The 22,407-nt window shown below is 47.8% G+C and carries 14 protein-coding genes and 1 pseudogene; 2 read left to right on the forward strand and 13 right to left on the reverse strand.

Features of this window, described 5'->3' with window-relative positions; translation table 11 throughout:
• Nucleotides 1–31 precede the first annotated feature (31 nt).
• The 4 genes from LVJ85_RS08715 to LVJ85_RS08730 form a co-directional block, all read right to left on the reverse strand.
• Nucleotides 32–358 carry a hypothetical protein gene (locus LVJ85_RS08715; RefSeq protein ID WP_244738924.1) on the reverse strand — a complete coding sequence of 109 codons (327 nt, stop codon included), beginning with the start codon at nucleotides 356–358 and terminating at the stop codon, nucleotides 32–34.
• Entirely contained in the window at nucleotides 345–4,487 is a 4,143-nt protein-coding gene (locus tag LVJ85_RS08720) for a DUF6531 domain-containing protein (protein WP_244738926.1), read from the reverse strand. The genes LVJ85_RS08715 and LVJ85_RS08720 overlap by 14 nt, the downstream gene beginning before the upstream one ends.
• Nucleotides 4,488–4,663: 176 nt before the next feature.
• On the reverse strand, nucleotides 4,664–5,347 hold the full coding sequence (locus LVJ85_RS08725) for a hypothetical protein (RefSeq protein ID WP_244738928.1): 684 nt from the start codon (nucleotides 5,345–5,347) through the stop codon (nucleotides 4,664–4,666).
• A gap of 10 nt (nucleotides 5,348–5,357) precedes the next feature.
• Entirely contained in the window at nucleotides 5,358–6,479 is a 1,122-nt protein-coding gene (locus LVJ85_RS08730; RefSeq protein ID WP_244743137.1) for an RHS repeat domain-containing protein, read from the reverse strand.
• A gap of 180 nt (nucleotides 6,480–6,659) precedes the next feature.
• On the opposite strand from LVJ85_RS08730, the gene LVJ85_RS08735 reads away from it, so the two are divergent.
• Complete coding sequence (locus tag LVJ85_RS08735; protein ID WP_244738929.1) at nucleotides 6,660–6,818, forward strand: hypothetical protein; 159 nt, start codon at nucleotides 6,660–6,662, stop codon at nucleotides 6,816–6,818.
• Between the two features lie 182 nt (nucleotides 6,819–7,000).
• Here LVJ85_RS08735 and LVJ85_RS08740 read toward each other — a convergent pair whose 3' ends face one another.
• The 9 genes and pseudogenes from LVJ85_RS08740 to LVJ85_RS08780 all read right to left on the reverse strand — a co-directional run bounded on the left by LVJ85_RS08740 (nucleotide 7,001) and on the right by LVJ85_RS08780 (nucleotide 21,530).
• Nucleotides 7,001–7,645: an Imm43 family immunity protein gene (locus LVJ85_RS08740; protein WP_095197873.1), complete on the reverse strand. Its 645-nt coding sequence runs from the start codon at nucleotides 7,643–7,645 to the stop codon at nucleotides 7,001–7,003.
• Nucleotides 7,646–7,682: 37 nt separating this feature from the next.
• On the reverse strand, nucleotides 7,683–10,772 hold the full coding sequence (locus tag LVJ85_RS08745; RefSeq protein ID WP_244738932.1) for an RHS repeat-associated core domain-containing protein: 3,090 nt from the start codon (nucleotides 10,770–10,772) through the stop codon (nucleotides 7,683–7,685).
• A 503-nt stretch (nucleotides 10,773–11,275) separates the two neighbouring features.
• A complete protein-coding gene (locus LVJ85_RS08750) occupies nucleotides 11,276–12,196 on the reverse strand; it encodes a hypothetical protein (RefSeq protein ID WP_244738935.1) in 921 nt (306 codons plus the stop codon).
• An 11-nt stretch (nucleotides 12,197–12,207) separates the two neighbouring features.
• On the reverse strand, nucleotides 12,208–13,401 hold the full coding sequence (locus tag LVJ85_RS08755) for an RHS repeat domain-containing protein (protein ID WP_244743139.1): 1,194 nt from the start codon (nucleotides 13,399–13,401) through the stop codon (nucleotides 12,208–12,210).
• A 199-nt stretch (nucleotides 13,402–13,600) separates the two neighbouring features.
• Nucleotides 13,601–14,017 carry a CTP synthase gene (locus LVJ85_RS08760; RefSeq protein ID WP_085389449.1) on the reverse strand — a complete coding sequence of 139 codons (417 nt, stop codon included), beginning with the start codon at nucleotides 14,015–14,017 and terminating at the stop codon, nucleotides 13,601–13,603.
• Between the two features lie 40 nt (nucleotides 14,018–14,057).
• On the reverse strand, nucleotides 14,058–16,238 hold the full coding sequence (locus LVJ85_RS08765) for an RHS repeat-associated core domain-containing protein (protein ID WP_244738938.1): 2,181 nt from the start codon (nucleotides 16,236–16,238) through the stop codon (nucleotides 14,058–14,060).
• A 117-nt stretch (nucleotides 16,239–16,355) separates the two neighbouring features.
• A pseudogene (locus LVJ85_RS13465) lies at nucleotides 16,356–16,544 on the reverse strand (RHS repeat protein); the annotation flags it as partial.
• Nucleotides 16,545–16,861: 317 nt separating this feature from the next.
• The gene (locus tag LVJ85_RS08775; protein WP_244738940.1) at nucleotides 16,862–17,344 is read right to left on the reverse strand and encodes an SMI1/KNR4 family protein; all 483 of its coding nucleotides are present in this window, start codon (nucleotides 17,342–17,344) and stop codon (nucleotides 16,862–16,864) included.
• Nucleotides 17,345–17,363: 19 nt separating this feature from the next.
• On the reverse strand, nucleotides 17,364–21,530 hold the full coding sequence (locus LVJ85_RS08780; protein WP_244738942.1) for a DUF6531 domain-containing protein: 4,167 nt from the start codon (nucleotides 21,528–21,530) through the stop codon (nucleotides 17,364–17,366).
• Between the two features lie 321 nt (nucleotides 21,531–21,851).
• On the opposite strand from LVJ85_RS08780, the gene tagF reads away from it, so the two are divergent.
• A complete protein-coding gene (gene tagF / locus LVJ85_RS08785) occupies nucleotides 21,852–22,406 on the forward strand; it encodes a type VI secretion system-associated protein TagF (protein WP_244738946.1) in 555 nt (184 codons plus the stop codon).
• The last annotated feature ends 1 nt before the right edge of the window (nucleotide 22,407 follow it).

A 22,407-nucleotide genomic window follows, 5' to 3' on the forward strand; every position in this document is an offset into this window, starting at 1 on the left:
TTGTTCAGATTAAGTTTCCAACTCAATCTGCCTATATTGGGTAAGATAATAACTGGCTAAAGTCAGACTTCCAAATATCCAGCTCATATAAATCACCATTTTCATAAGCATATAATGTTGTTAAAACAGGAACGTTGTCTATATCGTTAAATTGATATTCAGATATTGGTATAATATTGCAACTTTCCGGTTCGTGGTCATAAAAAAATTTTATACTCCCCATTTTCCCATCATCTAATGATAATACATAGTCTGGGAAGGAAAGTTTCATACTTTTATATTCTGAAAAAATATTTTCTCGTAAAATATTAAGTAATTTTTTTTCACTTTCATTCAATAATCTTTTATGGTACACCATGTATCCTCCCGATGTTATAGGTTCCATCTTTGAGTTTGAATGCAGTGTATTGGATATTTTTTCCTTGAACTTTTATGATTGCATTAAATGGTTTTCCTTCTGCTACTTGACTGGAAACTTTTGATAAATGTTTAGTTACCTCTTTTTGTACAATTCCTCTGTCTAACCCCAATTTATCAGTATGTCTAAATGTATGGTGGACTTGATTAGGATTATTACCAAATTGTATTTTGGGCTTTTGACATTTCCCAACACACTTTTGAGCCGCTTTCTTACTTGCTCTAGCAGCTTTTGACAACATACTTACTGCTGCTCTTCCTATTACAGCAAGTCCCCCTAAAACATAAGGAACAAATCCCCACAAACCCAAAGCATCAGTCCAATTCTGAGCATTAGGCGCAAAAAAATACAGGTTCTCCCCACCAACCAAACCTATTGGGTCTTGATTGGTAAAGCGTCCTGTCTCTGCTTCGTAGTAACGGAAGAAGTTATAATGCAGCCCCGTTTCAGCATCAAAATACTGGTTTTGCAACCTGAACGGCTGATGAATATTCGGATAGATTTTGTTTTCCGAAGATAACGAACCCCAAGCCGAGTAACTGCCGTACCACAGTAAATTGCCGTGGATGTCGGTCATCTCATGAGGCGTGCCAATCTGATTGTTGTGGAAATAAAAAAGATATTGTTGTTGGTCTTTGTGGTTATCAAAGACTTGGGCTAAGGGTTCGTAAGAATCTTGGTCGGTGTAAATGTAGCTATAGCTGCCCTTATAGCTATACTCTTGAAGCAGTCTCGTCCCGTCCCAAACGAAATGTGTCCGTTTCGGTGCGGTAGCGGTTAAGGCGCCTTTATCGGTTCGTTCTTTGCTCAAGCGTCTGCCGAACGGGTCGTAGGCATATTCCCATGTTTGGCTTTCGCCGGTGTTCTTTTTGATTTCGGCCAGTACAAGTTGGTTTTCGGTATCGTATTGGAACAACTGGCTTTCGCCGTCGGGCAACTGGCGGTAAATCATATTGCCCAAGGCATCGTAGGTGTATTCGATGCCGTTGTATGCTTCGAGGCGGTTGCCTGTGCCGATGTTGCGGCCTTTCAGACGGCCGGGGTGATGCCTGTCTGAAAGGTGTTCAGACAGGCCTTTGTCTTTGAGGCCGTCTGAAACCTTATCCGACAGGATATTGTGCGCGGGGTCGAAGGCGAACTTTTCGCTGCTGCCGCTCTGTTTGTTGACGGCGCTTTCAATCCGCCCGAGTTTGTCGTACACGTAATCCAATACGCCGCTGCGTTGGTCGGCGGTTTGGATCAGGTTGCCGGCTTGGTCGTAGCGGTAGCTTCGGCGCACTGCGCCGCCTACTAAGGTATTGAGTTTGCCGTTGTGCTGCAAAGTGCGGTTGGCGGTTTGGTGTTTCAGACGGCCCATCGGGTCGTAGTCGTAGCGGCTGGTTAAGGCTCCTTGGGTTCTTTGGATTTCCTGATGCAGCCGGTCGCGTTCGATGTCGCTGATGATTTCGCCGTCGAGGTTGATTTGGTGCAGGTGGCCGCTGCCGTAGTAGAGGTAGTTGATGCTGCGGCCGTCGGGGAGAACGGTTCGGGTGCGGTTGCCGAGCGGGTCGTATTGATAGCCTACCGTTGCGCTTTGGCCGTTGTGGACGGTGGTTTCGCTGACGAGCCGGTCGAGTACGTCGTAAACGAGTTCGACGCTGCTGTGGCGGTTGCGGGCTTTGACCAGATTGCCGGTCAGCGGGTCGTAGTCGAAGCGGGTGCGGCTGTAGTGTTTGCCCTCTTCGGCGGGAACGGGGGTGCCGTCGATGCGGCGGCTGGTTTTTTCTACAAGCTGGCCGAGGATATTGCGTTTGAAGCGGTGGATATGCCAAATTTCGGGGCGGTCGGCATTGAGGCCGTCTGAAAGGCCGTATTCGGTTTGTTCGCTCAGTTGGCCGGCGGCATCGTAGGCGTAACCGGTGATTTTGCCGTCCCAGCCGGTTTCTTGAATCAGGTTGTCGGTGTTGTCGTAATCGAGGCGGTAGCTGTCGCCGTTTTCGTTAGTGAGGGTGGTTAGTCTGCGGGCTTGGTCGTAGCGGTAGCCGAAGGTATGGCCCAGCGCGTTGGTGCGTTTGACCGGTAAGCCGTCCACCGCCAGTTCGTATTCGGTTTTGGCGCCGAGGCCGTCGATATGGGCAATCAAACGGTTGATGCGGTCGTATTCGAAACTTTCGCTGCTGCCGTCGGGGTAGTCGGTGCGGATGTGGTTGCCGGCCGCGTCGTAATGATGGCGGGTGGTATGGCCGAGGGCATCGGTAACGGTTTCGAGGTCGCCGTATTCGGTGTAGCTGAAACGGGTGGCTTGGCCGGAGCAATCGATATAGCGGATCAATTGGCCGTCTGAATCGTATTCGAGCTGTTTGGTTTTGCCCAGTGCGTCGGTAATGGCGGCGGGCAGCCATTGTTCGTTGTAGGTGTACCCGGTGCTGTGGCCTGCTGGATCGGTAACTTGAATCAGGTTGCCGCGCTGGTCGTAGGCGTATTCGGTGATTCTGCCGGCGGGGTCGTTGACGGCAACCGGCAGGTTTAAAGTGTCGTGGTAATCGATTTGGGTGCGGCTGCCGTCGGGGGCGGTGATGCTGATAACGTTGCCGAAGGTGTCGTAACCGAAACGGGTTTCGCGGCCGAGTTCGTCGCGTTGAAGAGTAATCCGCCCCCAGTCGTCTCGTTCGCTATCGGTGCGGTGGCCGTCGGCATCGATGTGGTACACCATTTCGTTGTTTTCATCGAAACCGTAGATTTCGACGCGGCCGAGTACGTCGGTAACGCGGGTATAGCCTTGGCGGTAATCAAAATGCCATTCCCGTCCGCTGTTGTTGCTACTCTTCAATACCTTGCCGTCGGTATCGTAGCGGTCGTATTCGTAACGCGATACCAATCCGTCGGGCTGGTTGTGCTCGATCATGATGTGGTTGCGGTAGGCGAAACCGCGCAGACGTTTGCCGTCGCGGCCGTAAACGGCGGTCAAATCGCCGTAGCCGTCGTAGCCGTAGCGCACCAGTTCGCGGCTGTTGAGGGTAACCGAGGTTAGGCGGTTGACGTAAAGGTGGTCGTCTTGGCCGACAAATACGCCGTGTTCGGCAGCGGCATCGAATACTTCGTCGCTGTCGTTTAGGCGGATGGAGGAGAAGTGTAGTTGGAACTGCCTGCCGCTGCTGTCGTAAACGCTGTGCGGCAGTCCGTTGTCGCCGTAGCAAAGGCGGATGTGGTGATGGTTGCGGTCGATTTGGGCAATCAGTTGGTAAATGCCGTCGCCTTCGTCGACTTCGGCAAACCATAAACGGGCACCGCCGTCAGGTGAGGCGATTTGGTAGAGGCCGTCTGAAATTTGCGAAAAATAGATTTGCTCGTAAGGATCGAAATAAGCCGATTTTAAACCATAAGGATCTTCTTCCGCGGATTCGGGTAGCGGATCGGCATCTTCTACATCCGAACCGTCTTCATCACCGTCGGCATATTGCGGTTCGTCTTGCCCGTCATCAATATCCGGCAGCGGAATTTCCCGGCCTTGTTCGTCAATATAAAGAAAGCCGTTTGCGCGGCGTTCCAAACGCATCGAGAAAGGCAGTGACCAGCCCTGCCCCAACCAGCCGTTACCGAGTTGGTCGGAATAGTAGCTGCGTTGCCATACAAATGGCAGCGGCCCGTCAAATGCAAAATCCGCCTCGGTTTCGTCAAACAAAATCTTGATACCGAGAACGGCATTAACCGGAGGGCCGACTGCTGCGGCTACCTTACAAGAAATGCAGGTTCCCGAACCTGTAACCAACCCGCCGTCAAACCCCATACTGCTACCGCCGCCAAACCCGCTAACGGTCTTTTTAGTAGGCGGCTTCGGCCCCGGCACACCGGGAATCATCGAAGCTAAGGAAATCACCGTAGAAGCCACATCAACGGCTGCGGATACGGCGGAATCGGGGGAAGCAATTGATAAAGCGGTAGAAGCAACATCGGCCACCATCTCAATCACATCAACGGGGCCGGCAGCATTGGTCAGCGGTTCGGGCGGATTGGCGGAGCCTTGGGATACCATGGCCGGCGCCGAAGGCTGGGGAATGAGAATGCCTATGGTGTTGCCGAAAGATGCCATGGTTGTCCGGGGGTTAAAGGGTTGGATAAATGAAAGCCGAGGCCGTCTGAAAAATAAGGAGTTAAAGGATTATAGCGCAATATGGGTGTTTTTTCAGACGGCCTTGGGGGAAAGGCCGTCTGATGGGGGGCTAAGTCTGCGGTTTTGGTTGGGTTTGCAATCTAACTTACGCTTGCTTAATTAGTATTTTGAATAAAAAACAGTCCTGCAACATCTCCTGATTTTAACTTCTTGCCGACCCCTTTATCGTAGAAAAAATATCCAATTCCATGCTGAAAAATATGTAATTCATCATCAATATCTTCTTCTAACAATTGAAGGCAAAAATCATATTTTTGGGGAGCATAAATAATATCTTGTTCAAAATAAGGAATATCAAAAACTTTAGATACATCTAAGCCCATACCATTATCTTCGAAAAATAAAGACTCTTGTTCTCTATATTTCTTACCTGCTTCTGGATTGACAACATCAAGTCTCTCGAAATATTTTTTTTTCAAGAGAATATTAGCTAAATTTTCTTGGTAGCCTTCACAGATTTCATAAATAACTGAAGTACTGTATCCTTCATTTAAAATACTTAAATCATTTTTTTGATTAACAGTGTATTTCGATGAAATTGACTCTTTTACTCCCCCTAATATATGTTGTTCGATAGAACAAAACACGGAGATTGCTAAATTTCTACGTGGGAATACAGATTCAGGTAAAAACGAAGAATATAATGTAAATATATGAGTTTGATAGCTTTCAGAATTGGGAATTTTAGGCCAAAGCTTAGCTGGAATGTGTTCTGCTCCTCCTCCTATATAACCAATACTATTAGGTGTCTTTTGCGAAGTGAAAATTAGTTTTGGCATATCAATTTCCTTAATAACAACGGTGTTTTTTTGCGAATTTAATAGCTTGTTGGCGCATTTGTCTCAATTGATTTTGAGTAATGATTCCGTGAGTACGTACTAAAACTTGTTCCATAGCTTGATACATGATTCTAATTTCTTGTTTGCCCCGCCTAAAGAAGTCATTTCGCCCCATTCCACGGCTGGCGCGTAATGCAGCTTCTGCATTATGAACTTCCCTGTGCAAGTCTTTTGTTAATCCCATTGCTGGATTGCCTTTTGCCCCACTACGGCTGCTTATTTTTGTTAATGGGCTATCTTTTAGAAAAGCATTTCTTAACATTTCATGTGCATCCAGCCCATCTCCTCGATGAGCAGGACTTAAATAGCCTGCAACTCCTCCAAGCGGAACTAAACCCAATACATCAACCCACACTTGCCCGTTAGGCGCAAAAAAATACAGGTTCTCCCCACCAACCAAACCTATCGGGTCTTGATTGGTAAAGCGTCCTGTCTCTGCTTCGTAGTAACGGAAGAAGTTATAATGCAGCCCCGTTTCAGCATCAAAATACTGGTTTTGCAACCTGAACGGCTGATGAATGTTTTCATAAATGCGCTTTTCAGACGCAAGAGAACCCCAAGCCGAGTAGCTGCCGTACCACAGTAAATTGCCGTGGATGTCGGTCATCTCGCGCGGGATGCCGATTTGGTCGTTGTGGAAATAGCTTAGGTATTGTTTGCCGTCTTTGGCGTTGTCGAAGATTTGCGCCAGCGGTTCGTAAGAATCTTGGTCGGTGTAAACGTAGGTATAGCTGCCTTTGTAGGTGTATTCCTGAAGCAGTCTTGTCCCGTCCCAAACGAAATGTGTCCGTTTCGGCGCGGTGCTTGTCCACGCCAATTTGTCTTTGCGCTCTTTGCTCAGTCTGCGCCCGAACGGGTCGTAAGCGTATTCCCATATCTCGGTATTGCCTTTGGGCTTTTTAATCTCTGCGCGGATAAGTTGGTTTTCGCTGTCGTATTGGAACAACTGGCTCTCGCCGTTGGGCAGTTGGCGGTAAATCATATTGCCCAAGGCATCGTAGGTGTATTCAGTGCCGTTGTATGCTTCGAGGCGGTTGCCTTTGCCGATGTTGCGGCCTTTTGTCCTGCTGATGTGATGCCTGTCTGAAAGGTGTTCAGACAGGCCTTTGTCTTTGAGGCCGTCTGAAACCTTATCAGACAGGATATTGTGCGCCGGGTCGAAGGCGAACTTTTCGCTGCTGCCGCTCTGTTTGTTGACGGCGCTTTCAATCCGCCCGAGTTTGTCGTACACGTAATCCAATACGCCGCTGCGTTGGTCGGCGGTCTGAATCAGGTTGCCGGCTTGGTCGTAGCGGTAGCTTCGGCGTACTGCGCCGCCGGTTGCGGCGTGTGTGTTTCGGAGGTTGCGGTTGCCGACGGTGCGTTGGTTTTTCAGACGGCCTTGGGGGTCGTAACCGTACAGGCTGTCTAATCCGCCCTGGCTTCTGCGGGTTTCCCGGTGCAGTGCGTCGCGTTCGATGTCGCTGGCAAGTTGAAATTGTTAAAGAACGGTAGCTCATCTGAAAAAGATTTTAGCTAGTTTTTTTCAGACGGCCTTGAAAGATAAAGATTAGCAAGACCCATATGCCTAAATACAATACAGGCTACAATTTATTATGGTAATTTTCTATGTTTAGGTTTAATGAAATCACTTATATCTAAATGATGGTCATTCATAAATGTATCTAATAAATTATCCAAAGAAACAAATTTGTAGCCATCCAAATTAGCAGTTTTTAAAACATCCATAAGCTCTATACTTACTATTAACACATTATGCAATATGGTGTCATTTAACTGAAATAAATCATATTTTGTATCTGTAAAGTTTATTTTAGAGGGTAATATAGTTCCCATCTCTCCTATTTGGAAAATAGATGTTTGTTCATCAAAAAATTGCTTTTTCTCAAATACGAAGAGTTTATACGATTTTTCCTCAGCTATAGCTTGGTCAGAAATGGCAACAGTCAAAGGAATAGATATATGAGGAGCAATTTTATATTTACTAATTAAGCTCCAACATTCTTTTGAAAAAATATGAGAAGAGGAATCAGAGTAATAATCAAAATTTACATTTTGTTTTTTCCATAAATTTAGATATATTTTTTCCTGATTAATCTGAAATATCTCTTTATTCATATCTACTGAATGAAACAGTTCATTTTTAGGATTCATCATTTCAGTAGAAAATAAGCCAAGGATTTTTCCTGGGCAGCTTTTACCTTCATAATCCACTAACATTGCATAAAAATTATCCATAACAAAAACCTCCTTAATAATTCACATAATTACTAAACTAATTCATTCTATTTCTCTGATTGCCACATGTAAGATGGGGAACATTCCCTGCCCAAATTCGCCTTCTTAACTCAATTTGAAGTTTTCGGACAGCTCTTCTTTTATCTTTATCAGACATCTTGGATTGCTCTATAGCATTTAACCGTTGCCTTACCATATCGCTATAATTTGGATGATTGGAACTATGATAAACTCTCATACCTTTCCCTGCTCCATCCAAATAAGCAGCTCTACTGCCGGGTATCAATAAGCCATTACTAGCCCGATCTCGTTGATCCTGAAGTCCGATGCTATCTAAGAAATTTTTCTTTTCTGCCCAAATTTCTACTGGAATTAAATGGTGCGCAGAAAGTCTATCTCCTACTTTCCCTCCAAGTGCTCTATCTAAAATACTACTTGGAGATAATCCTAAAATATCAATCCATCTTTGCGTATTAGGCGCAAAAAAATACAGGTTCTCCCCACCAACCAAACCTATTGGGTCTTGATTGGTAAAACGTCCTGTCTCTGCTTCGTAGTAACGGAAGAAGTTATAGTGAAGCCCCGTTTCAGCATCAAAATACTGGTTTTGCAACCTGAACGGCTGATGAATGTTTTCATAAATGCGCTTTTCAGACGCAAGAGAACCCCAAGCCGAGTAGCTGCCGTACCACAGCAGATTGCCGTATTGGTCGGTCATCTCACGCGGGATGCCGATTTGGTCGTTGTGGAAATAGCTTAAGTATTGTTTGCCGTCTTTGGCGTTATCGAAGATTTGCGCCAGCGGTTCGTAGGAATCTTGGTCGGTGTAGATATAGGTGTAATTACCCTTATAAGTATATTCCTGAAGCAATCTCGTCCCGTCCCAAACGAAATGTGTCCGTTTCGGCGCGGTGCTCGTCCACGCCAATTTGTCTTTGCGCTCTTTGCTCAGTCTGCGCCCGAACGGGTCGTAAGCGTATTCCCATATCTCGGTATTGCCTTTGGGCTTTTTAATCTCTGCGCGGATAAGTTGGTTTTCGCTGTCGTATTGGAACAACTGGCTCTCGCCGTTGGGCAGTTGGCGGTAAATCATATTGCCCAAGGCATCGTAGGTGTATTCGATGCCGTTGTATTCCTCGAGGCGGTTGCCTTTGCCGATGTTGCGGCCTTTTGTCCTGCTGATGTGATGCCTGTCTGAAAGGTGTTCAGACAGGCCTTTGGTGTCTTTGGGGCCGTCTGAAACCTTATCCGACAGGATATTGTGCGCGGGGTCGAAGGCGAACTTTTCGCGGCTGCCGCTCTGTTTGTTGACGGCGCTTTCAATCCGCCCGAGTTTGTCGTACACGTAATCCAATACGCCGCTGCGTTGGTCGGCGGTTTGAATCAGGTTGCCGGCTTTGTCGTAGCGGTAGCTTCTGCGCACTGCGCCGCCGACTAAGGTATTGAGTTTGCCGTTGTGCTGCAAAGTGCGGTTGGCGGTGGCGGTCTGGTTTTTCAGACGGCCCATCGGGTTGTAGTCGTAGCGGCTGGTTAAAGCACCCTGTGTTCTTTGGATTTCCTGATGCAGCCGGTCGCGTTCGATGTCGCTGATGGTTTCGCCGTCGAGGTTGATTTGGTGCAGGTGGCCGCTGCCGTAGTAGAGGTAGTTGATGCTGCGGCCGTCGGGGAGAACGGTTTGAATACGGTTGCCGAGCGGGTCGTAGGCGTAGCCGACGCTGGCGGTTTGACCGTTGTGAACGGTGGTTTCGCTGACGAGTCGGTCGAGTACGTCGTAAACGAGTTCGACGCTGCTGTGGCGGTTGCGGGCTTTGACCAGATTGCCGGTCAGCGGGTCGTAGTCGAAGCGGGTGCGGCTGTAGTGTTTGCCTTCTTCGGCGGGAGCGGGAGTGCCGTCGATGCGGCGGCTGGTTTTTTCCACCAATTGGCCGAGGATATTGCGTTTGAAGCGGTGGATGTGCCAAATCTCGGGGCGGTCGGCTTTGGGGCCGTCTGAAAGGCCGTATTCGGTTTGTTCGCTCAGTTGGCCGGCGGCATCGTAGGCGTAGCCGGTGATTTTGCCGTCCCAGCCGGTTTCTTGAATCAGGTTGTCGGTATTGTCGTAATCGAGGCGGTAGGTGTCGCCGTTTTCGTTGGTGAGGGCGGTTAATCTTCGGGCGGTATCGTAGCGGTAGCCGAAGCTATGGCCCAGCGCGTTGGTGCGTTTGACCGGTAAGCCGTCCGCCGCCAGTTCGTATTCGGTTTTGGCGCCGAGGCCGTCGATATGGGCAGTCAGGCGGTTGATGCGGTCGTATTCGAAGGCCTCACGGCTGCCGTCGGGATAGTCGGTGCGGATGTGGTTGCCCGCTGCGTCGTAATGATGGCGGGTGGTATGGCCGAGGGCGTCGGTAACGGTTTCGAGGTCGCCGTATTCGGTGTAGCTGAAACGGGTGGCTTGGCCGGAGCAATCGGTATAGCGGATCAGTCGGCCGTCCGAACCGTATTCGAGCTGTTTGGTTTTGCCCAATGCGTCGGTGATGGCGGCGGGCAGCCATTGTTCGTTGTAGGCGTACCCGGTGGTATGGCCGGCGGGGTCGGTGATTTGAATCAGGTTGCCGCGTTGGTCGTAGGCGTATTCGGTAACTCTGCCGGCGGGGTCGTTGACGGCTACCGGCAGGTTTAAAGTGTCGTGGTAATCGATTTGGGTGCGGCTGCCGTCGGGCGCGGTAATGCTGATAACGTTGCCGAAGGTGTCGTAGCCGAAACGGGTTTCGCGGCCGAGTTCGTCGCGCTTGAGAACAATCCGCCCCCAGTCGTCGCGTTCCGTATCGCTGCGGTGGCCGTCGGCATCGATGTGGTAAATCTCTTCGTAGTTCCCGTCGAAACCGTAAATCTCTTCCCGACCCAATGCGTCGGTAACGCGGGTGTAGCCGTCGCGGTAGTCGAACGTCCATGCTTCGCCGAGGTTGGTATGGCTTTTGAGCACTTTGCCGTCGGTGTCGTAACGGTCGTATTCGTAACGCGATACCAACCCGTCGGGCTGGTTGTGCTCGATCATGATGTGGTTGCGGTAGGCGAAACCGCGCAGGCGTTTGCCGTCGCGGCCGTAAACGGCGGTCAAATCGCCGTAGCCGTCGTAGCCGTAGCGCACCAGTTCGCGGTTGTTGAAAGTAACCGAGGTAAGGCGGTTGACGTAAAGGTTATCGTCTTTACCGACAAATACGCCGTATTCGGCAGCGGCATCGAATACTTCGTCGCTGTCGTTTAGGCGGATGGAGGAGAAATTCAGTTGGAACTGCCTGCCGTTGCTGTCGTAGACGCTGTGCGGCAGTCCGTTGTCGCCGTAGCAAAGGCGGATGTGGCGATGGTTGCGGTCGAGTTGGGCAATCAGTTGGTAAATACCGTCGCCTTCGTCGACTTCGGCAAACCATAAACGGACACCGCCGTCGGGTGAGGCGATTTGGTAGAGGCCGTCTGAAAACCAAACAATACGGACAAAGTCAGGTTTGCCCGTATTTTGGTGTTTGTTGGATTCGGATTGTTAAAGAATAGCGGTTCAGGTGGCCTCAAGCGCTTAAGGCCGTCTGAAAGGGTTTTGGTTAAATCTACTGGTTTTATTGGGTTTTGCAACCCAACCTACGCTTGCTGAAAAATTTATAAAGCAATTATTGGTAAGTAATTGAATTGGTTAAAAATAGATCTTCTTAATTGCTGTTGTTTTGTTGAGATGGATATTTCATTTTTAATGAACGGTATATAGGGGTTAATTAATGGATGTTCAATCATATCAATTTCTAATCCTTTTTGGGTTCGTAGATGTAATAGAACCAAAATTTCCCATGGAACTATTTGCCAAACAGGGAGCGTGAATTCTGCAAGAGAATCTGGGTCAAGGGTACTCTTATCGAGATGATATTCACATAATGTGTTAAATAACTCAATAACTTCTGTTTTGTTGGTGCTTAAGTATTGGGTAGGAATTTTTTCATATACTGAATTAAATTGATAGTTAGCCAACATTTTATTAACTTCGACTTTTAAATTAGCACTCATAGTTTCTTGGAGAAACGTATGAGCTAAATAAAAGGTTAAGGGAAATAAGGTTTGTAAACTGTCTAATTTTTCGGTATCTATTTGTTGATTTTTTATTCCTTCAATAAGTAATTGAAGAATTAACAGTTGTTCATCAATTGGATAGCAAGTTAAAGCAGCAAAAAAATTCATAGCAACTTCATTATAACCAATGCTTTTTTCTTCTTTGGATAAAAAAGTAGTAATATTTTCTAAGCTTGAGTAATAAAATCCTTCAATTAAATCGTGGTAATTTTGAACAGATGGCTCTTTGATAAAATTTTCTACAGGTATACAACTCTCTACAGTTTTAAACCACAGGAGATTGCCAATTGTATAAACTTCTGGGAAATCAGGATCTTCTGGGTCTGTATATTGAAATACTATCCTTTTTCCTTCTGAATATTGTATTAAAAAATTATCGATAACTTTTTTAAAATCTCCATCAAGATTTGCAAACTCAACTGATTTAGCTAAATTTTTATAGATATTCTTCAATTCCATATCAAATCCTTTTACCATGGTTTAAAAGTCATTAACTTATTAAAGAATTTTTTTGTTTTTGCACATCGCCCAACATCTATGTTTACCTGCTCTGTTTTATTAATATTATTGAGGATACGACTAGCCTCTTTTGGTGATATTTTGGTTTTATTGCCATTTATGTCTATTTTATAATAACCACCTCGTAGAACATCCTGTCCTAAAACTTTTTTAGCATAGGCCTTACCTCCTTTAGCCTGTGCCTCACTCAGTTTAAAATTGCCTGACATAGAACTTTTAACCTCGAAAATATCAAATTTACCGTCTCTTCTCCGAGCTACGACATCAAGTCCGTTTCCAGAAGCATTTTGGACTGAAAAAACTTCTCTGTAACCAGTCCCTTTTAAATATTTCATCAAACTACGTTCGCCAAAATCTCCTATTCTTTGTCCAAAGGTTCTTCTTAGGCCTAAAGTGTCAACCCAGTTTACAGCATTTAATGCGAACTCATAGAAGTTATCCCCGCCCAATAACCCAATCGGATCCTGATTCACAAACCGACCACAATCAGGCTCATAGTAGCGGAAGAGGTTGTAGTGCAGCCCCGTCTCTTCATCACAATACTGGTTCTGCAACCTAAACGGCTGGTGCGCATGCTGATAAACCCGCTCATCTGTTTTCAGACGGCCCCAAGCGGTATATTCGCCGTACCACAGCAGATTGCCGAGCTGGTCGGTCATCTCGCGCGGGATGCCGATTTGGTCGGTGTGGAAATAGCTGAGGTATTGTTTGCCGTCTTTGGCGTTGTCAAAGATTTGCGCCAACGGTTCGTAGCTGTCTTGGTCGGTATAAATATAGCTGTAGCTGCCGCGGTAGTTATATTCCTGCAGCAGGCGGCTGCCGTCCCAAACGAAATGGGTTTGTTTCGGCGCGGTAGCGGTTAAGGCACCTTTGTCGGTTCGTTCTTTGCTCAAGCGTCTGCCGAACGGGTCGTAGGCGTATTCCCACGTTTGGCTTTCGCCGCTGTTCTTTTTGATTTCGGCCAATACCAGTTGGTTTTCGGTATCGTATTGGAACAACTGGCTTTCACCATTCGGCAGTTGGCGGTAGATCATATTGCCCAAGGCATCGTAGGTGTATTCGATGCCGTTGTATGCTTCGAGGCGGTTGCCTTTGCCGATGTTATATAGCCTTTTATCCAGCCCGTATGATGCTTGAACCACCATCTCAATTACGTCAACAGAGTAGGCGGCATCGGTCAGCAGTTCGGACGGATTAATGGAGCCTTGGGATACCATGGCTGGTGCGGAAGATTTAGAGAATAAGAATGCCTATGGTGTTGCCGCAAGATATCATGATTGCCCAAGGTAAAAGAGAGAGGTGAAATAGTTGAGTAGAATATTAATAAAAAATGTTTCTCAAAAATTATACTTCAGTAAATGTTTCAAAAAAATCTAAATGATTTTTATCAAATGCTATTAATAGTTTTCCTTCAGGTATTTTTTTTCCTAGCATACCACCTACACAAATTCCCAAATTTCTAAAAGTTATATACTTCTTTCCCTCAACAAAATCAGAATCCATGGATTTCAAGGCTTCAATAGATTCTTTAAAAATATCAATGCCATTTATTTGAGGATTAGAGTCTTTAAAACAATTAACATACACAAGGATATTATTTTCATAAACCAATTCACAAGCATTTCTTTGTTCAACTATGTTATTCATAATATTATCTTCAATTAAACGTGCTGGCTCTCCATGCTGTTTTTTTACATCAACAAGTGAGGAACCAAATGTGAACTCACCCACTGATTTATAAGAATTAATTAACATTTTCATGATATTTCCTTTCTGTAATTAAATCATAATACTCAAAAAATTATGAACATCTTCCAATAATTCTACGTAGTCGTGCTGCTTGCTTTCTAGAAAGCAAGCGTTGTCTTCTTGCTTCTGAAATCATTCTTCTCATACGTCGATCATATTTATCACCAAATTTTGTTTTTGTTTCTCGAATATCCATTTCCATAGCTAAATCCCAACGGCCTGATCTTATATGACTTCTCTGTTGCGCTCTATAAGCTACAGAACGATGAGATGAACCTGTAGTTGTCATGCTTCTATGATCTGCTCTATCCATGTGAAATGCTGGGCCATAATGTCGAGATGGAGCACCATCCAATCCTTTATATGCATCATAAGCAGGAACATGATTAGTTTCTCCGCCAGTATGGGTTCTTCTTTCTGCGCCATATGTTCCTGGCCTAGCTCTTGCTCGAGCTAAACCTAAAGGATCTAGCCAATCTTGGATATTAGGAGCAAAGAAATAAAAGTTATCTCCACCTAACAATCCAACTGGATCCTGATTCACAAACCGACCCGCATCCGGTTCATAGTAACGGAAGCAGTTATAGTGAAGCCCTATTTCTTGGTCAAAATACTGGTTTTGCAACCTGAACGGCTGATGAATGTTTTCATAAATGCGCTTTTCAGACGCAAGAGAACCCCAAGCCGAGTAACTGCCGTACCACAGTAAATTGCCGTGGATGTCGGTCATCTCATGAGGCGTGCCAATCTGATTGTTGTGGAAATAAAAAAGATATTGTTGTTGGTCTTTGTGGTTATCAAAGACTTGGGCTAAGGGTTCGTAAGAATCTTGGTCGGTGTAAATGTAGCTATAGCTGCCCTTATAGCTATACTCTTGAAGCAATCTCGTCCCGTCCCAAACGAAATGCGTCCGTTTCGGCGCGGTGCTTATCCACGCTAACTTGTCTTTGCGCTCTTTGCTTAACCTGCGCCCAAACGGGTCGTAGGCATACTCCCAAATCTCGGTATTGCCTTTGGGCTTTTTAATCTCTGCACAGATAAGTTGGTTTTCGCTGTCGTATTGGAACAACTGGCTCTCGCCGTCGGGCAGTTGGCGGTAAATCATTTTGTTTAAGGCATCGTAGGTGTATTCGGTGCCGTTGTATTCCTCGAGGCGGTTGCCTTTGCCGATGTTGCGGCCTTTCAGACGGCCTGTGTGATGCCTGTCTGAAAGGTGTTCAGACAGGCCTTTGGTGTCTTTGAGGCCGTCTGAAACCTTATCCGACAGGATATTGTGAGCCGAGTCGAAGGCGAACTTTTCGCTGCGGCTGGTTTGTTTGTTGACGGCGCTTTCAATCCGCCCGAGTTTGTCGTACACATAGTCCAATACGCCGCTGCGTTGGTCGGCGGTCTGAATCAGGTTGCCGGCTTGGTCATAGCGGTAGCTTCGGCGCACTGCGCCGCCGACCAGGGTATTGAGTTTGCCGTTGTGCTGCAAAGTGCAGTTGGCGGTGGCGGTTTGGTGTTTCAGACGGCCCATCGGGTCGTAGTCGTAGCGGCTGGTTAAGGCACCTTGGGTTCTTTGGATTTCCTGATGCAGTCGGTCGCGCTCGATGTCGCTGATGACTTCGCCGTCGAGGTTGATTTGGTGCAGATGACCGCTGCCGTAGTAGAGGTAGTTGATGCTGCGGCCGTCGGGGAGAACGGTTTGGATACGGTTGCCGAGCGGGTCGTATTGATAGCCTACCGTTGCGCTTTGGCCGTTGTGGACGGTGGTTTCGCTGACGAGTCGGTCGAGTACGTCGTAAACGAGTTCGACGCTGCTGTGGCGGTTGCGGGCTTTGACCAAATTGCCGGTCAGCGGATCGTAGTCGAAGCGGGTGCGGCTGTAGTGTTTGCCCTCTTCGGCGGGAACGGGAGTGCCGTCGATGCGGCGACTGGTTTTTTCGACCAGTTGGCCGAGGATATTGCGTTTGAAGCGGTGGATGTGCCAAATCTCGGGGCGGTCGGCTTTGGGGCCGTCTGAAAGGCCGTATTCGGTTTGTTCGCTCAGTTGGCCGGCGGCATCGTAGGCGTAGCCGGTGATTTTGCCGTCCCAGCCGGTTTCTTGAATCAGGTTGTCGGTGTTGTCGTAATCGAGGCGGTAGCTGTCGCCGTTTTCGTTGGTAAGGGTGGTTAATCTTCGGGCTTGGTCGTAGCGGTAGCCGAAGCTATGGCCGAGGGCGTTGGTACGTTTGACCGGTAAGCCGTCCACCGCCAGTTCGTATTCGGTTTTGGCACCGAGGCCGTCGATATGGGCAATCAGGCGGTTGATGCGGTCGTATTCGAAACTTTCGCTGCTGCCGTCGGGGTAGTCGCTGCGGATGTGGTTGCCGGCTGCGTCGTAATGATGGCGGGTGGTATGACCGAGGGCATCGGTAACGGTTTCGAGGTCGCCGTATTCGGTGTAGCTGAAACGGGTGGCTTGGCCGGAGCAATCGGTATAACGGATCAGTTGGCCGTCTGAATCGTATTCGAGCTGTTTGGTTTTGCCCAGTGCGTCGGTAATGGTGGCGGGCAGCCATTGTTCGTCACATTAGACAGTAAGTTGCCCCAGTCGTCGCATTCTGTATCGGTATGCTTCTCAACACCGAACAATTAAATTGTTAAAGAACGGAAAAAACCATCTGAAAAAGATTTTAGTTAGTTTTTCAGCTGGCCTTGAAAGCTCAGAAAAAATAGGAATGCGTGCGTGCCTAAGACACACCTTACCTGCGAAAAAGACATTTTATGCAGGCCACGGCTTGCTGAAAGGGTTTGGTTAAATCTACTGGTTTTGTTGGGTTTTACAACCCAACCTACGCTTGCTATATATAATATACAGGCTACGCCAGTTTATTAATCATCAGGATTTTCTTCTAAATAATTTAAGAACTCCTCAAATGATTTTGCAATGACAATTGAATTTTTTTTAAAATTAGCTTCTCTAGATATATTTTTACTCCACACGTCCCTTACATAATAAATAATTAGCCAACTATTTTTTTCTAAACAGAGGTAATTCCCTCCCCAATCAAAAGCAAAAGGAATCAAATTTTTAGGTAACTCATTAAGTTCCCATTCATTTGTTGCTCTTCCTTCTAATGTAAAATCTGGATCATCTTCAAACTGCTTAGAATATTTCATTGGGATAAAGTCACGGATTTCAATATAGTCATAATCAATATTATCATTGACAAAACAAGAAAGATTGGGAGTACCTCCATTCCATTTGAGGTAATGTGACTTAAATGAAGATGGAAAAGATACTTCTAGTTTTTTTTCAACTTCATTAAAATCGTTTTCAGATAAATTTTTATCGCAATCATAAAAATTAAGCATAGCAAACTCCTTTAATAATTTAACAAGCACCTGTTTTTTTCTTTTTCCTTCTCTTTTTGGACGGTCTTCTTCCCGTTAGCCAACCTTTCCTTTGGCTTAAACCAACAGCTTTAGGAGTACCATATGTGACGCCATATCTTTTCTCAAACTGGTGTACAGAACCCTTATGCCCAGTAGATTTATGATCTCCATCAGTTCTAACCAACTGCATAGTTGTTTTACCAGTTTGCGGATCAAAATCATCAACATGATGCCATGTGTAGCCTGTAGCATCAGCTCTAGGAATACCCGCTGCCTTAAAGGCGGCAGTAAAATCACGACCACGGCTGCCTTGCATAGTAATTTGCACGGTATTTTTTTGGTCACCTGTGGTTGGAAATAAATCTCTATGATTTGGATCAAAGAATAGTAAGCCTAAAGGGTCGACCCAAACATTCGCATTCGGCGCGAAGAAATACAAATTATCCCCACCCCACAACCCAATAGGGTCTTGATTGATGAAACGCCCCGTATCCGGTTCATAGTAACGGAAGAAGTTGTAATGCAACCCCGTTTCTTGGTCGTAATACTGGTTCTGCAACCTAAACGGCTGATGAACATTTTGATAAATTCTATGTTCTGAAACCAAAGCCCCCCAAGCCGAGTAACTGCCGTACCACAGTAAATTGCCGTGGATGTCGGTCATCTCATGAGGCGTGCCAATCTGATTGTTGTGGAAATAAAAAAGATATTGTTGTTGGTCTTTGTGGTTATCAAAGACTTGGGCTAAGGGTTCGTAAGAATCTTGGTCGGTGTAAATGTAGCTATAGCTGCCCTTATAGCTATACTCTTGAAGCAATCTCGTCCCGTCCCAAACGAAATGCGTCCGTTTCGGCGCGGTGCTTATCCACGCTAACTTGTCTTTGCGCTCTTTGCTTAACCTGCGCCCAAACGGGTCGTAGGCATACTCCCAAATCTCGGTATTGCCTTTGGGCTTTTTAATCTCTGCACGGATAAGTTGGTTTTCGGTATCGTATTGGAACAACTGGCTTTCACCATTGGGCAGTTGGCGGTAAATCATATTGCCCAAAGCATCGTAGGTGTATTCGGTGGCGTTGTATGCTTCGAGGCGGTTGCCTTTGCCGATGTTGCGGCCTTTTATCCGGCCTGTGTGATGCCTGTCTGAAAGGTGTTCAAACAGGCCTGTGGTGTCTTTGAGGCCGTCTGAAATTGTATCCGACAGGATATTGTGAGCCGAGTCGAAGGCGAACTTTTCGCTGCTGCCGCTCTGTTTGTTAACGGCGCTTTCAATCCGCCCGAGTTTGTCGTACACGTAATCCAATACGCCGCTGCGTTGGTCGGCGGTCTGAATCAGGTTGCCGGCTTGGTCGTAGCGGTAGCTTCGGCGTACTGCGCCGCCGACCAAGGTATTGAGTTTGCCGTTGTGCTGCAAAGTGCGGTTGGCGGTGGCGGTTTGGTGTTTCAGACGGCCCATCGGGTCGTAGTCGTAGCGGCTGGTTAAGGCACCTTGGGTTCTTTGGATTTCCTGATGCAGTCGGTCGCGTTCGATGTCGCTGATGACTTCGCCGTCGAGGTTGATTTGGTGCAGGTGGCCGCTGCCGTAGTAGAGGTAGTTGATGCTGCGGCCGTCGGGAAGAACGGTTCGGATACGGTTGCCGAGCGGGTCGTAGGCGTAGCCGACGCTGGCGGTTTGACCGTTGTGGACGGTGGTTTCGCTGACGAGCCGGTCGAGTACGTCGTAAATGAGTTCGACGCTGCTGTGGCGGTTGCGGGCTTTGATCAGGTTGCCGGTCAGCGGGTCGTAGTCGAAGCGGGTGCGGCTGTAGTGTTTGCCCTCTTCGGCGGGAACGGGGGTGCCGTCGATGCGGCGGCTGGTTTTTTCCACCAGCTGGCCGAGGATATTGCGTTTGAAGCGGTGGATGTGCCAAATCTCGGGGCGGTCGGCATTGAGGCCGTCTGAAAGGCCGTATTCGGTTTGTTCGCTCAGTTGGCCGGCGGCATCGTAGGCGTAACCGGTGATTTTGCCGTCCCAGCCGGTTTCTTGAATCAGGTTGTCGGTGTTGTCGTAATCGAGGCGGTAGCTGTCGCCGTTTTCGTTAGTGAGGGTGGTTAGTCTGCGGGCTTGGTCGTAGCGGTAGCCGAAGGTATGGCCCAGCGCGTTGGTGCGTTTGACCGGTAAGCCGTCCACCGCCAGTTCGTATTCGGTTTTGGCGCCGAGGCCGTCGATATGGGCAATCAAACGGTTGATGCGGTCGTATTCGAAACTTTCGCTGCTGCCGTCGGGGTAGTCGGTGCGGATGTGGTTGCCGGCCGCGTCGTAATGATGGCGGGTGGTATGGCCGAGGGCATCGGTAACGGTTTCGAGGTCGCCGTATTCGGTGTAGCTGAAACGGGTGGCTTGGCCGGAGCAGTCGGTATAGCGGATCAATTGGCCGTCTGAATCGTATTCGAGCTGTTTGGTTTTGCCCAATGCGTCGGTAATGGCGGCGGGCAGCCATTGTTCGTTGTAGGTATAGCTAGTGCTGTGGCCTGCTGGATCGGTGATGTGAATCAGGTTGCCGCGCTGGTCATAGGCGTATTCGGTGATTCTGCCGGCGGGGTCGTTGACGGCAACCGGTAAGTTTAAAGTGTCGTGATAGTCGATCTGGGTGCGGCTGCCGTCGGGGGCGGTGATGCTGATAAGGTTGCCGAAGGTGTCGTAGCTGAAACGGGTTTCGCGGCCGAGTTCGTCGCGTTGAAGGGTAACCCGCCCCCAGTCGTCGCGTTCCGTATCGGTACGGTGGCCGGCGGCATCGATGTGGTAAATTTCTTCGTAGTTCTCGTCGAAACCGTAAATTTCTTCCCTGCCTAATGCGTCGGTAACGCGGGTATGGCCTTGGCGGTAATCGAAATGCCATTCCTGCCCGCTGTTGTTGCTGCTCTTCAATACCTTGCCGTCGGTGTCGTAGCGGTCGTATTCGTAACGCGATACCAACCCGTCGGGCCGGTTGTGCTCGATCATGATGTGGTTGCGGTAGGCGAAACCGCGCAGACGTTTGCCGTCGCGGCCGTAAACGGCGGTCAAATCGCCGTAGCCGTCGTAGCCGTAGCGCACCAGTTCGCGGCTGTTGAGGGTAACCGAGGTTAGGCGGTTGACGTAAAGGTTGTCGTCTTGGCCGACAAATACGCCGTGCTCGGCAGCGGCATCGAATACTTCGTCGCTGTCGTTTAGGCGGATGGAGGAGAAATGTAGTTGGAACTGCCGGCCGCTGCTGTCGTAAACGCTGTGCGGCAGCCCGTTGTCGCCGTAGCAAAGGCGGATGTGGTGATTATTGCGGTCGATTTGGGCAATCAGTTGGTAAATGCCGTCGCCTTCGTCGACTTCGGCAAACCATAAACGGGCACCGCCGTCAGGTGAGGCGATTTGGTAGAGGCCGTCTGAAATTTGCGAAAAATAGATTTGCTCGTAAGGATCGAAATAAGCCGATTTTAAACCATAAGGATCTTCTTCCGCGGATTCGGGTAGCGGATCGGCATCTTCTGTATCCGAACCGTCTTCATCATCGTCGGCATATTGCAGTTCGTCTTGCTCGTCATCAATATCCGGCAGCGGAATTTCCCGGCCTTGTTCGTCAATATAAAGAAAACCGTTTGCGCGGCGTTCCAGCCGCATCGAGAAAGGCAGCGACCAACCCTGCCCCAGCCAACCGTTGCCGGGTTGGTCGGAATAGTAGCTGCGCTGCCATACAAACGGAAGCAACCCGTCAAATGCAAAATCCGCCTCGGTTTCGTCAAACAAGATCTTGATACCGAGAACGGCATTAACCGGAGGGCCGACTGCTGCGGCTACCTTACAAGAAATGCAGGTTCCCGAACCTGTAACCAACCCGCCGTCAAACCCCATACTGCTACCGCCGCCAAACCCGCTAACGGTCTTTTTAGTAGGCGGCTTCGGCCCCGGCACACCGGGAATCATCGAAGCTAAGGAAATCACCGTAGAAGCCACATCAACGGCTGCGGATACGGCGGAATCGGGGGAAGCAATTGATAAAGCGGTAGAAGCAACATCGGCCACCATCTCAATCACATCAACGGGGCCGGCAGCATTGGTCAGCGGTTCGGGCGGATTGGCGGAGCCTTGGGACACCATGGCCGGCGCCGAAGGCTGGGGAATGAGAATGCCTATGGTGTTGCCGAAAGATGCCATGAGATTACTCCGTCAAAATTCCGTTGTTTTTAAAATTAAAAATAGAGCGACCGCAGATTTCTGAAATAAATTTTAAATCGCTTCTGCTCATTTGAAAATGCCGCTTTACATTTCAAGAGGCCAAAAGCAATCTTAAGTCAGACAATAGAACTTAATATTTGTTCCTTTCAATAAGAATAACTTAGGTAAATGGTTAGGCCGTCTGAAAATAAATAGTGTTAATGCACCAATCAAAATTATGGTAAAGTACCCGAAAAATTCAAAACAAGAATATCCGTAGGGGAATAATCGTCATTTCATCCATTGTTGGGATTACGATTAATGCTACAAAGAGAAATCTATTTTTTTGGCAAACTAAGCCAATCTCGCGATTTTATTGTTTCCGATAATCTTCAAGCCGACGATAAATATTTTTGGGACGGCTGGTTTGGTCGTTGCACCAGCCAAGACAGATTAATTCCGTTTACCCGAAAAACATTCACCACACCGAAAACTTGGCTGTTTTGCATTAAATTGCCTAATAATATTGCTTATACGGGCATAACCGCCCTCAGCGCCGACCAAACCGGCAGGCAATATCCTTTTGTATTATTCTGCAAACCCGACTCTCATTCCGACTTATCAGATTCCATCAGCTTTATTGCTGAAAAAACGGATTTCTTCCGCAACACCTTAAACAACGGCAAATGCGTTATCGAAAATTGCTTTAACGCCGGCACAAGCCATGGCTCCGTTCTTTTATCCGAACCTTTCCGAAACTATTTATCTAATTCAGGCGATACCGGCAGTTTTTGGCAGGAAAGCGAAAGCGGCCGCCATATAGAACACGAAGGCGAACCCTCGTGCTCTCTGTTTAATAAATTATTTGGATCGTAAA

It is taken from the genome of Neisseria sp. Dent CA1/247 (assembly GCF_022870825.1).
GTDB classification, from domain to species: domain Bacteria; phylum Pseudomonadota; class Gammaproteobacteria; order Burkholderiales; family Neisseriaceae; genus Neisseria; species Neisseria zoodegmatis.